The following is a 17,976-nucleotide window of genomic DNA, read 5'->3' as shown; positions in this document are numbered from 1 at the left end:
TTCGCTCTATGTGGCATGGCCTGTGGCCGCTGACCTTCAGCGGTCAGGGCGACTACTACAAATCGCCGCCGTTCTGGGACGGCCGTGCGTCGATCGCGCTCGGTTCCGAGCCAGCCTGGGGGCGACGTACCGTCGAGGTGCCCTCTCATGTCGCCGACCAGCGCCGCGGCGTGCCGCAGCCGATGTTCGGCGACGACTTCTTCGACCGCATCCACATCGAGCCCCGCGTCCTGAACCTGGGCAACGTCAGCAGCGTGCAGCAACGCGCCGTTCGTGTCTGGAATGCCTATCGCGCCCGCGCGCTGACTTTGACCGATGCCGCGCTGGCGGGCGGCGAGGGCATCGTCTTAACCGCGCCGGGCGCAACGCCCCTGCCGTTCGCGCCGCTGTCCGAGCGGACATGGCAGATCGCGGTCGGCACCGACGGGCCACCGGTCATCGCGGCCACGTTGGCGTTCCAGTTCGACGGCTTCGATAGCATCCCTGTCGTCATCGCCGGCCAGCGCATCGTCGCCTGGGCGTTCGTGCCGGATTGGTCGCGCGGCGTGCTGGAGCGGCTGGCGTGGAAGACCGACATTCTGACCAGCCCAACGCAGGTCGAGCAGCGACGTAGCCTGCGCTCCGCGCCGCAACGATCGTTCGAAGCGACGATGATCGTGGACGGCCGCGAGCGCGTGCTGCTCGATCTCGCGGTATTCGGCTGGGGCGGACGCTCCTGGGCATTGCCCATCTGGCCCGATGTTCAGTGGTTGGCGGGCGACCATGCGCTTGGTGTGCGTGTCATCGCTTGCGATCCCGGCCATCGCGACTTCCGCATTGGCGGCTTGGTGCAACTGCGCGGCAAGACCGCGTTCGACGTCGAAGTTGCCGAAGTCGAGACGATCGGTGCTGCATCCATCACGCTGCGCCATCCCACGACAAAGGCGTGGCCGCGCGGCTCTCGGCTGTATCCGGTGCGGACCGCGCGGCTCGCCGAACCGCCGAGGGTCACGCGCCTGACCGATCAGGCCGCGTCGGTCAGCGCGCGCTTCGATGTGGTCGAAGCCTGCGACTGGCCGCAGATCTCGGATGCGCCGATGTATCGCGGTCACCCAGTGTTGGCGCAGCGGCCTAATGAAACCGACCGGTTGTCGAACGGATGGCAGCGTGCGCTGCTAACGCTCGACAATGAGTTCGGCCGCCCCTTCGTGATGGACCCGGCGGATTGGGCGGCGGTGTCGCAGGGCCACCATTGGCGAATGCACGGGCGCGAAGAGTGGGGCACGGTCCGGTCCTGGCTGTACACCCTTCGTGGCCGCCAGTGCGCGGTCTGGCGGCCCACCCACGCCGACGACCTGACCTTGGGCGCCAACCTGGCCGGCACCGCCACGGCGCTGGACGTGGCCAACGTTGGCCTGGCCCGGTTCGCTGGCTTGCGACCTGGCCGGCGCGACGTACGGATAGAACTGCGCGACGGCCAAGCGTTCCATCGTCGGATCACCGCAGCAGTGGCCCTGGACGACGAGGTCGAGCGGCTGACGATTGATGCCGCACTCGGCGTGGACGTGCGTCCGCGCGAGGTTCTGCGAATCAGCTTCCTCGTGCTGAGCCGCGGCGACAGCGACGAGGCCGAAATCGAACACCACACCGACAGCGACGGCGCCGCCGACGCATCCATCGTCTTGCGCGCCGTGCGCGATCCCGACACTGAAATTCCCACGCCGGTATGAGCTTCGAATCCCTGGAACGATCCACTGCCGCGGGCAATCCGCGGCGGCTGTACGAGTTCGTGCGCGGCGCGCGGTGCTGGCGCTACACCGGCGGTGACCGCGATTTCGCGCTCGATACACAGGTCTATGGCGCCATGGCTATCCGCGACGATGGCATCCGCCAGTCCGGCCATACCGCCAGCGACATGCTGACGATCACCGCTTCTGGTGATTTCGAGGTGGCGCGGCTCTATCGCGGACTGCCGCCATCGAGCGAGGTCGCGGTTGTGGTCCGGGACGTCCATGAAGGCGATGGCGATGCGCGCGTGGTCTGGATGGGCCGCATCGCGGGCGTCAATCGGTCATCGCTGGAAAGCACCGAGGTGCGCTGCCAATCGCTCGACGCCGCGCTCGGGCAGCCGGGACTTCGGCTGGCGTGGACGCGAGGTTGTCCTTACAGCTTGTACGACCGCAACTGCCGTGTGAATCCCGAGTCGTTCCGCGTTCCGGCCTCGTTGACGACGCTCGCCGGGAACGTGGTCACGGCCGGCATTTTCGGCCAGTACCCCGATGGCTGGTTCGCGGGCGGGTTTCTGGCCTGGGACTTGGGCGAGGCCGGCTTGGAGCGACGCGGCATTCGATCGCATGTCGGCGAGCGACTCGTGCTGCTCGGTGCCGGCGACGGGCTACGCATCGGCCAGGCCGTCATCGCCTATCCCGGCTGCGGCCGGTCGATGGCGATCTGCCACAGCAAGTTCAACAACGCCCCGAACTACGGCGGCGCACCCGGCCTGCCCGGTAAATCGCCGTTCGACGGCACCCCATTGTTCTGACCATCGGATCGAAACATGAATATTTGGGTCCAACTCGCGATCTGGGTCATCAGCTATTTCGTATCGGCCGCCGCACGGCCGAAACCGCCGCAGGCCAAACCGGCCGCGTTCGGTGACTTTCAGTTTCCGCAGAGCACCGAGGGCACGCCGCAGGCGGTGATCTTCGGCGACGTGTGGACGAGCGACTGGATGGTGCTGGGCGTGGGTCAGTACCGCACCCAGCCGATCAAGCAAAAGGGGGGCAAGAAGTGATCGTGACCCTCGATCACCTGCGTCGTGCGCCAGGATTCGGCGCGCGGCCGGGTTACTGCGCCCAAGGTGGGCGCGAATGGTTCGCTTACTACGGTCTGGATTGGAGCGCGTTCGTTCGCGACGGCATCGAGGTCGAGGTTATCGAAGCGACCGGCGACGCGTTGGGCTTGCACTTGGTCGCGTTCGCGCGTGCGGAGGCCGCGCGTGGGCAGCAGTAAGAAGCAGACGGTCGGCCATCGCTACCTGTTCGGCCTGCACATGGGCTTGTCGCGCGGACCGATCGATGAGCTGGTCGAAATCCAAGTCGGCGATCGCGAAGCCTGGAAAGGATCGATCACCAAGACCGGCCGCATCTTCATCAACAAGCCCGATCTCTTCGGCGGCGACAAGGGCGAAGGCGGGATCAAGGGCTGGCTCGATGTCCTGATGGGCGAGGCCGCCCAGGCGGTGCTGCCGGCGCTGGGCGCGCTGCATGGCGTGCCAACGCCGGCCTTCCGCAATGTCACGACCCAATACTTCGACGGCCAGATCGCGGCAAACAATCCGTATCCCAAGCCCTGGAAGATGCGCGCCCGGCGGGCGCTCGCGGGGTGGGACGGAGCGCCCTGGTATCCCGAGAGGGCGGTGATCTGGCTCGGCAGCGGGGCGATCCGCGCCATGAACCCGGCGCACATCCTGGTCGAGTGCCTGACCAACCGCGATTGGGGGCGCGGTCTGGATCGCGGCGTGCTGGACGAGGCCAGCTATCGCCGGGCGGCCGACACGCTGCACGCCGAAGGCTTTGGGATGTGCCTGCGCTGGAACCGGCAGTCGTCTATCAGCGACTTCATGCAGGTCGTGATCGACCACATCGGCGCGGCGCAGTACACCGACCGCTCCACCGGCCGGCTGACGCTGAAATTGCTGCGCGACGACTACCGGATCGAAGACCTGCCGGTGTTCGATTACGAGTCGGGTCTGCTGGCGATCGAGGAGGACGAAGGCGCCGCTCAGGACGGCGCGATCAATCAACTGATCGTGACGTGGTACGACCCGATCAAGGACGAAGAGCGGCAGATCCGGGTCGAGGATCTCGCCGGCATCCAAGCCACGGGCGGCGTCGCGTCCGGTAACACCGAATACAAAGGGCTGCCCACCGCCGAGTTGGCGAGCCGAGTCGGCATGCGCGATCTGACCATCGCCTGCTCGGGCTTGAAGCGATTAAAGCTGCGTTTCGACCGGCGCGGTGGGATGTTGGCGCCGGGTGGCGTGTTCCGCATTCGCGATCCGTTTCGCGGCCTGGACAGCTTGGTCCTGCGTGTGGGCACGTTCGATGACGGCAAGCTGGCCGAAGGTGCGATCACGATCGCTGCAGTGCAGGATGTGTTCGGGTTGCCGGCGACCGCCTATCTGGAACCGCAGCCGCCGGTGTGGACCCCGCCAGATCGCAATCCGCAGCCGCCGCCGAACCGCAGGCTGATCGAAGCCAGCTACCGCGACCTGGCGACCACGCTCAACGCCGCGGCGCTGGCGGCCGTCCCCGTCGATGCCGGCGCGGTCCTGGCTGTGGCTGAGCAAGCGACAGGGCTGGCGTTGAATTACGTGCTGACCACGCGCGTCGGCAACGGCGAATTCGCCGAAGCCGGCGTAGGCGATTGGTGCCCGACCGCCCTGCTGGCCGAGCCCATGGTCGCGACCACCGCGACGGTTCAGCTCTCATCCGGACGTGGGCTGGATCAGATTACCGCCGGCACCGCCGCCCTGGTCGAGGACGAGATCGTCCGTGTAGTTGCCATCGACCCACAGACGCAGTCCGCGACGTTGGCCCGGGGCTGCGCCGACACCGTGCCGGTGCCACACGCACCCGGGACGCGCATCTGGTTCTACGACGACTTCGCCGCAAACGATCCGGCGGACTACAGTGTCGGCGAGACCGTGCAAGCGAAACTTCTGACGCGCACGTCCAGCGCGCAGCTTGATCCCGCGCTGGCGCCTGTGGATACGGTCAAACTGGCTCAACGACAGGCACGGCCGTACCCACCCGGAGACCTGAAGCTAAATGGGCAGAGCTATCCGGCATTGATCGAAGGCGACCTGGTCGTGTCCTGGGCGCACCGTGATCGACGTCTGCAGGCCGACCAACTGGTCGACCACGGCCAAGGTTCGATCGGCCCAGAGGCCGGAACGGCCTATGTCCTGCGGCTGCTAGAAGCGATATCGGGTCAGGCCCTCGATAGCCCGGCCGCTCTAACGGGCAGCAACTACACCTCGCCACTTCGCGGCGCGTATCGCGTGCGTGCAGAAATCGGCGCCACGCGGGATGGCCTGACTAGCTGGCAAAAAGCGAGCCACACCTTCGACTTCAAAAACGGACTGCTGCGCACGGAGACCGGCGATGAGCTGGTCACTGAAGCGGGCGACTACCTGCTCATCGAGTAAATCATGGCGAATCAGAAGCTCTCCCAATTGCCGGCCGCCAGCGCACTGGCCGGCACTGAGATCGTACCCATCGTGCAAGGCGGGCAGACCCGAAGCACCACCACAGCCGCAGTTGCCGACCTGCGTAAGGGCGCCTGGCAGGCGCCGACGCTCAACGCGCCGTGGGCGAACTATGGCGACGTCTTCGCGTCAGCCGGCTACCGACGCGATGGAGGCCGGGTCCAGTTGCGAGGGCTGGTAAAGGCCGGCGCTGGCGGAACCGTCATCTTCGTACTCCCTGTCGGGTTCCGCCCGACTGCACAGCAGATCTTTACCGCCATCAGCGATTCGAGCGTTCAGGCGCGCATCGATGTCAAAGCTAATGGTGACGTGCTGGTTTCGCAGCCCGGGACCGGTGTGCTCGGGTGGCTTTCCCTGGATGGGGTTGCGTTCTTTACGGACCCATAGCGACTGTTCGCCATAAGCTGGTCTCGACGCCATCTATCGAGTCAGACCCGGAGAATCCGAGCCACCCAAGTCATGAAAAGCGAAGCGTGCAAATTCGTCGCAAAATGCTCGGTTCAATAGATCGGTTCATTCGCTGGCGTGTCTTGCTTCATACAGAGGTTGCCCAGGATCGTCTCGCCGTACATTGCCCAGTTCTCGTCCCATGTTTCTACCGGACTCTCGAAGGTAAAGACATGAACGCAATCAGCCGTATTGTTTACGGCTAAGAACTTGTGGACCGTGACTGGCCTGAGCCCAGGAGAGTGGTCAACATAGCGTGCAATCATGCGCACGATTTCGCCTTGCACTTCCTCATTGAGCAGCAAGATGTCCTCCTTCGCTCGTTCCTGCAGAAAGGGAAGAAGATGTGCGGACGCAACGGCCTCCGCGCTGGCGCTATAGAGTGCGCCCGCATTGCGAATTATCTGAAGCGTAAATCCCGTCTCGAAGAATTCAGTTTCCGAGAATGTCTCGGGACTGGTCGCATGAAGGTCAACAGACGGTTCTTTCGTCGTATCGACTTTGCTTCGCTCATTCCAGCCCAGTGGCTTCAGGACGAAAACGTCGCTGAACTGCCTCCATTCAAATCCATTTGGAGCCGGTGGGACGTGGGTCATGAAGGACTCCTGCTTTGCATGCTCGAGGGCGACAATTGTTGGTGCGCTGTCGGCTATTTTGCGGGGACTTTCTACGAAAAAGAAAGGCCCCGTTGCCGGGGCCTTTGTTAACTCAGTAGATCAAACGGCCGAAAAGCTCAACCCTACTTCTTACAGACCAATTTCGCCGGCGGAGTTAAGCCACCCTGGTGGCGGGTGAAATCACAGGAAGTAACAGGACCTAGGTTTCTGGTGAGCACAGCAGCGGAATCTCTATATTCGCACTCGACCCAGATATCCACGCCCCTAAAGCTCCAGGTTTGTGTTCCCTTTACTTTGCCAGGGACTGGCATCACGGATCGGCGTTTGGAGGGCTCTTCGGTGTAGAGCATTACCCGATCTAAACGTCGAGGATGCTTCCTAACGGACACGCTCCAGCCTGTAACGGGTTGGATGCTTTGCGCATCTTCAATCACCGGCGGGCAGGCGGCTATCTGCATTCCCACAGCTAATGCCACAGCAGAAATTGACATGGGTCACCAAATGATGGTTGAGAAATTAGAGGCAGATTGTACGTAGTTCGTGTGCGGATTACCGATGGTGTAGTTCCAGCGAAGCTCTCGATACTGCAAATTGACGCCATCCCACTGGTCTAGAACCAGTACACCCGTGCCGCCCTCAGAGTACCCAATAAAAATGGCAGCGTGCTTTACGGGACCAACGGGGTATCGGCCATTCTCATCGAAAGTTGCTATAGCGGTTCCCGGTGCAACCTGAAGCCCAGGACGCAGTCTACGACCTTGCCTCCAAAACTGCTGGGCATTCGGTGCTGCGAATGTGCTCGAATGTTTGATCAATTCCGCGCAGTGAGTATCGCCATCGCTGTCCTCATCCAAAGCAGCTATCGTCTCACGAGCTGACAATCTCTCGGCCATCTTCATTGCATCCGCGAACACGTGTTCCGTCTGGCGGTGACCAGGCAATCCGTCGAGTGGTCCTATAGGGCCATTAGACCAAATCCGGCCTGAGCCGAATGCAGGCTGCAACCCGCGAGGGTCCGCGGTATTTAGTGGGGCTCCCTTCACGTACCCGTAAGTGGAGCTTCCGCCGACAAGCCCAACAGGATCGCTCTGAAGGTATCGCCCCGTGTTCGGATCGTAATCGCGATAGTAGTTGTAGACCAGCCCGCTCGCAGCATCGTACTTTTGCCCGGGAAACCGCATATCGAACACGAACGCGGTGCCATCCTGATCCGGGTCTTGGTTCGGCGGGTTGTTGCCGAAGGCTTCGCCCTTGGCATCCCAGGTCCAGACCGCGACGTTGCGGCTCGGGTCGATCACTGCGCGCGGGGTGCCCAGATGGTCGGGTTGCACGTAACGCAGGGTCTGCGCGACGCCGGCGCCGACGACCAAGCCGACCGGTGCGTCTCCCAGCCAGATGGCCTGCTGTTTGGTCGCACCGTTGGCGTCGTAGTCGCCGAGCCAGTGGCCGGCTTCGTCGTACAGCGTGTAGCCGGTGATCGCGCCAGTCGCGTTGTCGGCCCGCGAGACCCGCTCGCCCTTGGCGTTGTAGCGGTAGCTGGCCTTCACCACGCCGGCCTGCTTGACTTGGCTCATGCGGTCGTTCGCGTTGTAAACGAACTCCCTGGCCGTGCCGCCGATGCTGGTGGTGTTGCCGACCGCATCGTAGCCGCGGCTGACGCCGCCGACGTTGCTCAGGCGGTGACTCGTGCCCGGGTAGGTGTAGCTGGTGGTGATGCCGCCGTGCAGCAGGCTGCTGCGGTTGCCGGTGGCGTCGTAGCCGTAGGTCTCCAACGGCATGCCGGTCGGACCGTCGCGGGTGATCTTCAGCTGGCCCAGGGTGTCGTAGTCGTACTTGGCCAGGAACGCGCTTTGCAGGCCGTCCTTGAGTTCGGTCAGCTCACCGACTTCGTTGTAACCGTAGGCCAGCGACAAGCCACCAGCGGCGCTGTCGAGGATCGTCTTGGCGCGGTAGTCCTGGTCGTAGGTGCGGGCCAAGCTGCGGCCGTTGCCGTAAGTCCAGCCGGTGGCCGGGCCGAACGGTTCGTAGGCGGCGTTGTTGAGCAACACCGTGCGCACGCCGCCGGCCGGCTTGATCCCGACTTCGGTGACCTGGTCCAGGGTGTTGCGGACGTAGTCGACGATGGCGTTGTCCGGGTAGGTGATGCTGCGCACCTGGCCCGAACTGGTGTAGGCGTAGCGCAGGGTGAAGCTGCGGGTGCCGACCGTCTGTACCTTGCGCACGAGCTGGCCCCAGCGGTCATAGCAGTACTTCAGCTCGGTGCCGTCGATGCGCATTGCAGTCACACGCCCCAGGGCGAAGTTCTCGCCGGCGATGCAGACCGTGTTGACCATGTCGTAGTCGTACTCGACGTCAGCCGCACCACCGCTGTACGACACCGTCTTCGGCCGGTTCAGGGCGTCGTAGGTGTAGATATGCGGGCTGGCGTCGTTGGCGTCCTGCTTGCTCGCGAGCAGGCCGGCGCTGTTGTAGCCGTAGGTGGTGACGCCGGTGTCCGGGCTCGACAGCTGGATCTGGTCGCCGAAGCCGTTGTAACCGTAGGTCGTGGCCAGACCCTTCGGATCGGTGACCTTGGTGACTTGGTCGAGGGCGTTGTATTCGAGCTTGGTCTCGACCGCGAGGCCACCGACGTCCTGCAGGGTGCGGCTCAGACGATCGAGCGGGTCGTGGTCCTGATTGGTGACGCGATTCAGGGCGTCGGTGGTCAGGTCCGGATTGCCGTCGTTGTCGTAGCTGAAGTTCGTGGCGCGCGCCAACGAGTCCTTGGCAGCCTGCAACTGTCCGAGCGTGTTGAAGACGCGCGACAGGGTGCGCTTCAAAGTGCCGGAAGCCGTTTTGGTGTCTTCCTGCTTGCGGTTGCCGGCCAAGTCGAGGGTGTACTGGATCTTGTTGCCGGCCTTGTCCGCCACGCTGGTCAGGCGTTGCGCGGTGTCGTAGGTGTACGTGATGTAGGCGCCGCCCGGCGGGGTGATGCGCTTGACCAGACCGGTCGGCCAGTACTCGACCCGGGTGATGCGGTCGTCGGTCTCGACGGCGTTGTCAGCACCGCGCACCTTGGTCGCGGTGAGCCAGCCGCGCGGGTGGTACTCGTAATCGGTGACGATGCCGTTGGCGTCGACGACCGACAACGGACGGCCCTGCGGGTCGTAGCCAAAGGTTTCGGTGACGCGGCCTAGCGCATCGACGACCTTGCGCAGGTCGCCCTTGCGGTAGGTGCACAGCGCCGGCTGCGTCGCGCAGGTGCTGTCGTCGCTGCCGTAGTACTGGAACGTCGTGACGTCGTTGACGTCGGTGCGCGGGCCGTCGACCGACTTGACCAGCCCCAGGATCGGGCAGGTGCTGTTGCTCGCGGCCACATCGGCCGCTTCGCAGTAGGCGTAGGTCGTCGTGCGGGTCTGGTTGCTGACCGTGTCGCGCACGGTGACCGTGACCAGCTGCAGACGCGCGTTGCGGACGATGCGAGTCTCGCGATTGCCGATCTGGGTCAGCACGGTGCGGTTGCTGGCCACATCGCGACGTTCCGCGCTGCTGCGTTCCTGCGCCAGCCCGACTGCTTCCTTGACCGTATGCGTGCGCGCCGGCTGCCCGGTCACCGGGTCGTTGGCCTCGGCGTACGTGTGCTTGGTCTGGGTGCCGTTGCGGTCGGTGACGGTGTCGAGGCGGCGGCGGAAGTCTTGCGACTCGGGGTAGTAGGTGCGGGCGACGGTGCCCTTGCTGTCGACCACATCGCCGGGTCTGCGCGGCTTGGGCAGCGTGGAGCCGGCGTCGTTCAAGCCATAATTGGTCTGATAGCCGAGGGCGTCCGTTACCACAGCGCCGCCCTGGGCGGTATAAGCTACGGACACCTTGTCCGCTCCACCGGCGTGTTGGCTGACGATCAGGCGGCCCTGGGTGTCGTAGGAGAACGTGCTGAAGCGCACCCCGCCTTCGGCGCTGATCCCGGTCAGATGCAGCGGAAAGTTGGTGTCCTCGTAGTGATAAGTACGCGACTCCGGCGACGCGAACTGCACGGTCTGCACCTGGCCGTTCGCGTTGTAGCCATAGGTCGCGAGCGCCGTCCCGGCCGACGTGATCGAGGCAATCGGTGAGAGGGTGGATACGCCCTGGTAACTGAAGGCCACCGACCGACCGTTGGAGTGGCTGATCGTCGTCAGGCGGCCCGCTGCGTCGTAGACGTAGGCCAGGCTGGTGCCGTTTTCGAAACGCCGCTCGACCACGCGGCCACTGGCGTTGAAGACCATTACCTCATCGGAGCGGCTCAGCTCCCAGTTGGCTCCGTTGGCGATGATGCGATCGCCGCTGTCGTCCGCGGCCTCGAAGACATTTGAGCCCAGATTGCGGAAGGCCAGATGGGAGCCGTTCGGCTGTACAAGACCAATGACGGTCGGGAAATCGTTGGCGTTGATCGCCAGTCGGAAGTCATGCGAATGCGTCCAGCCGTGGCCGAACCCGCCATTGCCATTGTTGGATGTGGCCGAGTGGTAATACCGCTGCAGCGAAACCCAACCCAGATCGAAATCCGACTCGGTTTCGAACTTGTCGCCGGTCGAGATATCGGTCGGATTGCCGATGAGATTGCACGGGTCGCACGCGACCAGCGGGGCCTCCAGCGTGTGCTTGTAGACGTCATTCTTGCAGACATCGCCGGTTTCCCAAACTAGATGCTCGTTAGAGCATCGGCGGCGGTCACGCAATACGGACTCGTTGCTGGAGAATGTTCCGCAGGTGGTACCGCCGATAGGCTTACTCACATACCTCAACTTGTAATCAGCCATCTCCTGATAGGCGACACCATCACTCCAGAACCGAATGCCTCGCCAGTTGCGGTCGAGAGTTGCCGTCGTGTTTGGTGTGCAGCCGACAGAGATGCTCTTGTTGTTGTAGTACGTGCGTATCGCATCGAGAAACGCTTGTTCGCTGGTAGTAACACCGGCATTGCCGGAGCTAAAGGCATGCCAATCGCGCAAGGCGCCGATCTCGTAGGGGATGCCGTAGACGAGTTCGATCTTGTCCTCGGCAATGCGACGATCACGCACGACCCTGACGTACTCATAGCCGTTACCGATTGCCCGTATCGCGGCCTCGGCTTCCTGCTGTGTGTTGTAGGTCGTGTCAAAGAATCGCCATTTGTGGCCGCTTTCCTGCGCCCAGGCGCCGCTAGGAAGCGCCAGGCTAGCAAGTATGATTGCAACGCAATTTGCTGTTACTGACACCCTGAGCATTCCCCGGGCCGGATGGCCGGGAGTTCCTTTTAAGTTCATTTGGTCTGTCCTTGAGAATTGAAATAGAAGCAGCGCCCGCGCGACATCGCGGGATCACTGCTTTGGTTTTGCTTGGCGCTGACTGAACTTGAACGGCTGCGAGTAGTGCCAGCATCCATCTGGCTGCCGAAGCTTCAGTCGATAGAGTTCACGTGGGCCACCACTGCCGGAGGCGACGAACTCATACGATCGCCCGGGCTTTACCCTTACGATCTTATTTGCTGGCATTGGGTGATCGAGGACGACGAGGTCGAACACCCATTTCCCGCTCGGGTCTCGATACTCAACCAAGGCGTCCATTGGATAGGCGCGAAGTGGGGGCATCCCCCTGTACGCAGCAAACTCGAAAGGCTTGACCGAGTAATTCGTTATTCGATATTTGCCGAGCGTCGCGGAGCCAGCGCTCGATCGCCCAGCGTCCTCACCGACAAACACGATACTGATCTCTCGTGCCACCTCGATGGGGACGTCGCACGACTCCGCATCTGTAGCAAATAATGCTATTAGAAAAATAGCACCAAAAGCGAACGAAATCCTTTTCATCGGGCTGCCCTGGATATGTCACTTGATTGGATAGAGCTCGCTCAGCAAACGAAGACGTCGATCGCCATTCGGCTAGCGCAGTCCCCTGACATGAGCTGAATGGAGAGGGCGCTGAAATGTCCCACCTTGGTGTGAATCGGAAAGCTCGGGAAACACCGCCTAGTGGGGCTCACTCGATTCAGCGGCGCCCGTAAACTGAAATGGCTCTGAAGGGAGCCAACAGCCGCGCATCTGCCGAATCTTGGCGCGATAGATCTCCGGCCCGGTGGGCCTACTGAGCCCTAGGAAGGTCAATCGATCACCCGGAGGCACAGTAACCGTGGCTGATGCAGGTAACGGGTGGTCGATGACCGTCACGTCATAGCTCCATCCATCGACTGTTTGCTTCTCGATTATGAAGTCGAGTGGATACAGCTTGATCGGCTCCTTCTCACCCCTGTATGTAGCGAATCGCAAGGTCTTCTTTGAATCATTGATCAATACGTACTTTCCATATACGTAGCCCCAATCGTGAGCGCGCGCAGCATCCAGGCCATCGTTGATGATCCGAACCCCCTCAATTGGCTTGTCGCAGTCACCGTTCGCATGCGAGCTCGCGGGAAGAAGAAGGATCAGAGGTAGGAGGAGGATGATCCAATTCATGAGGGGTTCTCTGATGAACAAGAAGCATGCCAGACGGCTCGCGTGGGCATGCCTCCCGCACCTTCCAAGCTAGTCTTGCCGCACGATCTAGTTGGGTACATCCGTTGCGCCGGCTTCGGCAAAGTGAAATGCATCCGAGGTGAGCCAGCAGCCACGCTTCTCACGTATCTTTATCCGATATAGCACCGGCTCACTTCGGCGACTTTGTCCAAGAAAAAGCAGTTCGCCCCCTGGCGGCACGCTAACGGTTGCATCCGGTGCCCGCGGGTGATCGAGCGCGCGCACATCTTCAGACCAGCCACTATCCGATGAGCGCTCAACCTTGAAGCCCATTGGGTACAGAACAACCGGCGCCACGCTATCTTTGTAGCTGTCAAATGACAACGTCTTAGCGGAATTGTTCTTCAGTACGTACTTGCCGTAAATGTAGTGCCAGTCCTTGGCGCGCTCTGCGTCGTTGCCAAGGTATTCAATTCGAACAGCCTTCCTTAATCCACCGCCGCATTCTTTCGCGGCAGCTGTTACTGATCCTGATGCGAAAACAATAACGACCGAAACTGCGATTGACTTGAAATGATTCATAGCGGCGGCTCCCCAGTTACGGCCATGTGTTCTCCAGGTTTGTCCCATCTCTTACTCGATCTGAGGACGGCTTTCCGCGCGCCGATAGCCAAGAATGATCCCATTTCGGCGTGGTTTGCGGCGACGCACTCCGTCTCGGCAGCATGAATGTTGGCCTGGAGGACCTTCTCCATCTTGGCCGCACGCTTTCTTGCAGAAGCCATCCACATCCTCAAATCCTTAACATGCTCGTACTCGTCAGTACGTACTTCCTTCGTCAGCTTGGCCGTACTGTAACTGCTCCTGAAGAAGACCAAAGGCTCGATCGTCACGGAAAACTCATTCAAGCGGTATTGCCCCATGTCGCACTGGCACTTGACGCCGACGGTCCAATCAATGCCCGTTCGCGCCAATGTGTTTGGCTCATACCCCTGGATGCCATCGCCGGGATAGGTTTCCATCAGACCTCCTCTGGCGACAGCGCCCCACATTTCCCTAGCCGGAAGCTCAGTCCACTGAAGCAGCCCCGTTGGATCGGTCCAAAGCAAAGGGGAACTGCTCACATACCGGTAGGTATTCAAGCCGCCCTGCAGGCCGATTGGATCGCTTTGCAGATATCTGCCCGTCGCGGGATCATAGTCGCGGAAGAGATTGTGGTGCATCCCGCTGATCGCGTCATATTGCTGTCCGGCGAAGCGAAGATCGAATACAAACGATTGGCTGTCTTTGTCCGGGTCCTGATTCGGCAGCGTCGCTCCGAAGACATCGCCGGCGAGATCCCAGGTCCACACCGCCCGTTGTCGCGACGGATCGATGATGACGCGAGGTGTCCCCAGATGATCTGCCTCGATATACAGAAGCTTGTTTGCTGCAATAAGGCCGATAGGCGTATCCCCTAACCAAATCACTTCCTGGACAGCAGCGCCAGTAGCACCATATCTACCGAGGAATCGACCGACCGTATCGTAGTTCGTATAGTCCACGACACTGCCGATCTGCCGCTGAACTCGCTCGCCAATGCCGCTATAGCGATAGGTGGCCTTAGTCTGGCCGCTGGCCTTGACGGTGCTCATCCGGCCGGCCGCGTTATAGGTGAACTCCTTAGCCGCGCCTCCGATGCTTATCGTGTTTCCGGCGCCATCATATGCTCGCGCTACGCCGTTCCATTCGGTCAAGCGATCCACCGTATAGACCGAGCTAATGCTCGTCGCGCCATTGGTAATCTCTGTCGTTCGGTTCTGGGTGAAGTCATGGTAAAGGTAAGTCTTGAGCGGAGCGTCCGCTCCAGTCTTGACGTCGGCGAGCTGATTGAGCGTGTCATACCCGTACTTTCGCAAGGCCGGTGTGGACTGGTCGCCCTTCCGCAGTTCGACAAGATTCCCGACCTCGTTGAAAACGAAGCCCACTGAAAGGCCGTCCACCCCAGAGTCTTGGATACTCGTCGGTTGATAGTTGAAGTTGTGCTGTCGGCGCAACCGGCGACCATTGCCAAAGACGACCTCTCCGGCGGGACCGAAGGGGTAGTAGGTGATGCCCGTCAGAAGCGCCTGGCTAGCTTGGCCCGGCCGGGTCACGGTGACGCTTGCGATATTGCCCTCGCTGTTCGCCCCGTACGCGACCAGCGTACCGCTTGGGTAGGTGATTGCCTTAAGCCGACCACCCTTGGTGTATTCGTACCGCGAAGTGAACGTCTTTCCGTTGACCGCTTGGATCTTCCTGGCAATGTTTCCGTAGCGGCCATAGCAATAGTCGGTGTAGCCGGTCGAGTCCGTGATGCGGGCTAGGCGGCCCCTGCCGAACTTTTCATCAGCCGCACACGCCGCGGACGGGACGTCGTAAGAGCGAGTTACGTTCAGGGTCGGATCGGTCGGATAGAGCGTTGACAATGATCGGCCGAGCGCGTCATAGGTGTACTGAGTGAGCCGTCCGTCTGCGTCGGTCGCCGAGGTCCGGTTCCCACCGCTGTCATAGGCGTAGGTGCTCGATCCAGTCGCCGGACTCCTCAACGTCAAGACTTCGCCAAACCGATTGCGATCGTAGCCGGTCTCGCGACCCAGGCCGTCATAGGTCGAAATCATCTCGCCAACGGCATCGTAGAAGTGACTTGCACCCGTGGTGCGACCGGTCAAGTTGGCACGTGTCTGGTCCGTCTGGCGGAACCAATTGGCTGTTTCAGTGCTTTGGCGCCCTAAGGCGTCGGTCGTATAGCTCGGTGTGCCCGCGGCGGAGTATGTAAAGTTGGTCGTACGCCCATAGGCGTCTTTTTCGGTCTTGATCTGCCCCAACTGATTACGCAGGGTCGATAGGGTGCGCTGAATCACGCCGCCCGGGTCCTTGATATCCGTCTTCTCTGGGCGTCCCTCGTTGTCCAGTGTGTAGTGGATTCGTGCGCCGGTGGAGCTGATCACATCCGTCAGTCGGCCACCAGGGTCGTACTCAAAACGGGTCGCGACGCCATCTGGGTCCGTGGTCTTCTTCAAGAGCCCGACTGAGTCGTACTCCATCATGGTGATTGCATCATCCGTCTCGGTGGCACTGTCGCTTCCCCGTACGACCTGCCTGAGCAACCACCCACGAGGGTGATATTCCTGATCGGTAACGATGCCATTGGAATCACGACTGGAAATTGCCCGGCCACTGCGGTCGTACTTAAGAACCTCTTCGACCTGGCCCAGGGCATTGATCACCTTCCAAGCGTCGCCCTTTCGGTGATCGCAGCTGCTGGTGGGGGTGGAACATCCCGCGTCGTCCTGGGCGTAGTAGGCGTAGATTGTGGTGTCGTTGATGTCAGTCCGCGGTCCGTCCACCTGCGTGACCAGCCCTACGATTGGGCAGCGGGCCGCCTGGACATCGGAAGCCTCGCAGTAGCTCGTCGTGCTGGTACGCGCGGCTCCACTCAGCGGGTCGATCTTAGTTGCAGTGAGTTCTTGCCCACGTCCGTTATATGTCCACTGGCGTTTCGTCCAAAGCTCGCCGTCACGGTTGTAGACGCGCTCCTCCGTCGGAACGTCGAACACAGGATGCCAATCAATCTGCGTTAGCCGCTCCTCACGATCTCCGATAGCTTCGCGCTTCTGTGCGACCAACCCGCGGGTGTTGTAGTCGTAGTCCGCAGATGTGCGCCCGAAGTCGCCAACCCGATCGGGAAAACCGTTGGCATCGTAGGTGTAGACGGCCGTCGCGCTGGCGCAGCCGTCCGTGCAGATCCGCTCTGCATCCGTCGTGAGTTTCCGCCCGTTGATCGTGGTGAACTTGTACTTGAATCGCAGGCCATTCGCATACACGACATCCGTTGTGCCGTACTGGCCACCTTCGACAACGTAGCGTTCCGCTCCCTGAGAGTGCTCCGTAGATAGGGGATTGCCGCTGTTGTCGTAGCCGAACGTGGCTTTCACCGCGCCGGTCTCATCCAGGATCTGAGTCAGGAGTCCGCGCATCCCAATCTCTGTGCCTGCGTAGTATCGGTACTCCCGCTTATACCCTGAGGTAGCCACGACCTTTTCTAGCCGCCGTTCCGTATCCCCCGGGAAGGTAGGGTAGTCGGGAGCCACGTACGTGTAGTCGTACCTGACGCCGTTTGGATCGGTCAATGACGAAATTTGCGCATCCCCATTGTGCAAGATGTGCAAGGACCGTCCTTGAGCATCGGTGACCGTGCTAAGGAGCCCCGAGGCGTACTCAAGTGTGAGGTGATAGCCATCGCGGTAGTCGATAGCCAACAGACGTCCATCCGCGTCATAAGTCTCGACAGACCCATCGGCGGCATTGGTCAGCTCCCAGCTGATTGGCTGTCCTGCCTCCAAGGTTGGGATCAAAACCATCTTTACCTCAGCACTGGGCAACCACGCGCCATCGACCCTGCGAAATATGATCTGCATGCCGTCATCACGATGGACAGTGATGGCCTTACTGTCGGCCGAGAAGGCATTGAACTCAAGATTCCGACTGTACGTATGCCGCCAGTTCTCGCCGAGATCAGCCGATTCGACTTCGGGGGCGCTGTTGTAGTAACGATGGAACTTCAGGCCCCTGCCGCCGGTGCCGGCATAGTCCGTCTCGTCCTGGAACTTGTTTGCGGCGTTCACCACGATAGGATTGCCGATGCAGTTGTTGCTGCAATCGCTTCGACCTAGATTCTTGCCGCTGTCCTCCTCGAGTGTTTTCAGTGGCCAGTACGCGTTGGTCGACCCGTAATAGTACGCATACCATTCCACGGGCGGATCTTTAGATGGCGGAAGATCGTACCGATTGCCCATCTCCAAATGAATGGTGAGCTTTCCCCCTGTCACCTCAGGCTGGACAATTGCCTTCTTGCAGTCGGTGATGATCCATGTCCTTTGATTGAATCCGTCTTGCATCGGCGGGTACTCAATCAAGTCCTCGGCTCTATCGATCTTGTGCTGCTTGCAGCTGGCCATGGCGTCACGGAGCGTATAGGTCGACGGCCATGCGCCCATCCAATTCGGACCAGGTGCAGGCCACTGGGACCGTCCGGTCTCAACCGGGAATGCGGCCATCGCCGAAAATGGGGCCGTGGCAGTCAGCGCGACACCGAGGCTTGCGGCTAGCGGAATGAGTCTTTTCCCAACGAGCATCGTTATTCCTTGGAAATATGGTTGTGTCCAGGCCGTCCTCGTCGAGACGCAGCGACGAA

At 61.3% G+C, this 17,976-nt stretch carries 13 protein-coding genes; 6 read left to right on the top strand and 7 right to left on the bottom strand.

Features of this window, described 5'->3' with window-relative positions:
• Nucleotides 1-8 precede the first annotated feature (8 nt).
• Genes ACKN61_RS23860 through ACKN61_RS23835 form a run of 6 tightly spaced genes read left to right on the top strand, consistent with a single transcriptional unit; the run spans nucleotide 9 to nucleotide 5,638 of the window.
• Nucleotides 9-1,709, top strand: coding sequence for a hypothetical protein (locus ACKN61_RS23860; RefSeq protein ID WP_408951549.1), 1,701 nt, complete (start codon nucleotides 9-11; stop codon nucleotides 1,707-1,709).
• Nucleotides 1,706-2,521 carry a phage BR0599 family protein gene (locus tag ACKN61_RS23855; protein WP_408951548.1) on the top strand — a complete coding sequence of 272 codons (816 nt, stop codon included), beginning with the start codon at nucleotides 1,706-1,708 and terminating at the stop codon, nucleotides 2,519-2,521. The genes ACKN61_RS23860 and ACKN61_RS23855 overlap by 4 nt, the downstream gene beginning before the upstream one ends.
• A gap of 15 nt (nucleotides 2,522-2,536) precedes the next feature.
• Complete coding sequence (locus tag ACKN61_RS23850) at nucleotides 2,537-2,773, top strand: hypothetical protein (RefSeq protein WP_223618884.1); 237 nt, start codon at nucleotides 2,537-2,539, stop codon at nucleotides 2,771-2,773.
• A 2-nt stretch (nucleotides 2,774-2,775) separates the two neighbouring features.
• Complete coding sequence (locus ACKN61_RS23845) at nucleotides 2,776-2,991, top strand: hypothetical protein (RefSeq protein ID WP_408951547.1); 216 nt, start codon at nucleotides 2,776-2,778, stop codon at nucleotides 2,989-2,991.
• Nucleotides 2,978-5,191, top strand: a complete 2,214-nt coding sequence (locus ACKN61_RS23840; RefSeq protein ID WP_408951546.1) for a phage tail protein — start codon at nucleotides 2,978-2,980, stop codon at nucleotides 5,189-5,191. Before ACKN61_RS23845 ends, ACKN61_RS23840 begins: the two co-directional genes overlap by 14 nt.
• A gap of 3 nt (nucleotides 5,192-5,194) precedes the next feature.
• Nucleotides 5,195-5,638, top strand: coding sequence for a hypothetical protein (locus tag ACKN61_RS23835; RefSeq protein ID WP_408951545.1), 444 nt, complete (start codon nucleotides 5,195-5,197; stop codon nucleotides 5,636-5,638).
• A 113-nt stretch (nucleotides 5,639-5,751) separates the two neighbouring features.
• Here ACKN61_RS23835 and ACKN61_RS23830 read toward each other — a convergent pair whose 3' ends face one another.
• The 7 genes from ACKN61_RS23830 to ACKN61_RS23800 all read right to left on the bottom strand — a co-directional run bounded on the left by ACKN61_RS23830 (nucleotide 5,752) and on the right by ACKN61_RS23800 (nucleotide 17,917).
• Nucleotides 5,752-6,294: a hypothetical protein gene (locus ACKN61_RS23830; protein ID WP_408951544.1), complete on the bottom strand. Its 543-nt coding sequence runs from the start codon at nucleotides 6,292-6,294 to the stop codon at nucleotides 5,752-5,754.
• A 143-nt stretch (nucleotides 6,295-6,437) separates the two neighbouring features.
• Nucleotides 6,438-6,773 carry an STY0301 family protein gene (locus tag ACKN61_RS23825; RefSeq protein WP_408953900.1) on the bottom strand — a complete coding sequence of 112 codons (336 nt, stop codon included), beginning with the start codon at nucleotides 6,771-6,773 and terminating at the stop codon, nucleotides 6,438-6,440.
• 36 nt (nucleotides 6,774-6,809) lie between these two features.
• The gene (locus ACKN61_RS23820) at nucleotides 6,810-11,576 is read right to left on the bottom strand and encodes a BPSL0067 family protein (protein WP_408951543.1); all 4,767 of its coding nucleotides are present in this window, start codon (nucleotides 11,574-11,576) and stop codon (nucleotides 6,810-6,812) included.
• A 54-nt stretch (nucleotides 11,577-11,630) separates the two neighbouring features.
• Nucleotides 11,631-12,119, bottom strand: a complete 489-nt coding sequence (locus ACKN61_RS23815) for a hypothetical protein (RefSeq protein WP_408951542.1) — start codon at nucleotides 12,117-12,119, stop codon at nucleotides 11,631-11,633.
• A gap of 159 nt (nucleotides 12,120-12,278) precedes the next feature.
• On the bottom strand, nucleotides 12,279-12,761 hold the full coding sequence (locus ACKN61_RS23810; protein ID WP_408951541.1) for a hypothetical protein: 483 nt from the start codon (nucleotides 12,759-12,761) through the stop codon (nucleotides 12,279-12,281).
• An 87-nt stretch (nucleotides 12,762-12,848) separates the two neighbouring features.
• Nucleotides 12,849-13,343, bottom strand: a complete 495-nt coding sequence (locus tag ACKN61_RS23805) for a hypothetical protein (RefSeq protein ID WP_408951540.1) — start codon at nucleotides 13,341-13,343, stop codon at nucleotides 12,849-12,851.
• On the bottom strand, nucleotides 13,340-17,917 hold the full coding sequence (locus tag ACKN61_RS23800) for an RHS repeat-associated core domain-containing protein (RefSeq protein WP_408951539.1): 4,578 nt from the start codon (nucleotides 17,915-17,917) through the stop codon (nucleotides 13,340-13,342). Before ACKN61_RS23800 ends, ACKN61_RS23805 begins: the two co-directional genes overlap by 4 nt.
• Nucleotides 17,918-17,976 lie beyond the last annotated feature (59 nt).

It is taken from the genome of Lysobacter sp. Hz25 (assembly GCF_046097045.1).
Classification (GTDB): Bacteria; Pseudomonadota; Gammaproteobacteria; order Xanthomonadales; family Xanthomonadaceae; genus Lysobacter; species Lysobacter antibioticus_B.
The sequence above is the reverse complement of the archived record's forward strand: the minus strand, read 5'-3'. Positions and strand labels throughout refer to the sequence as shown.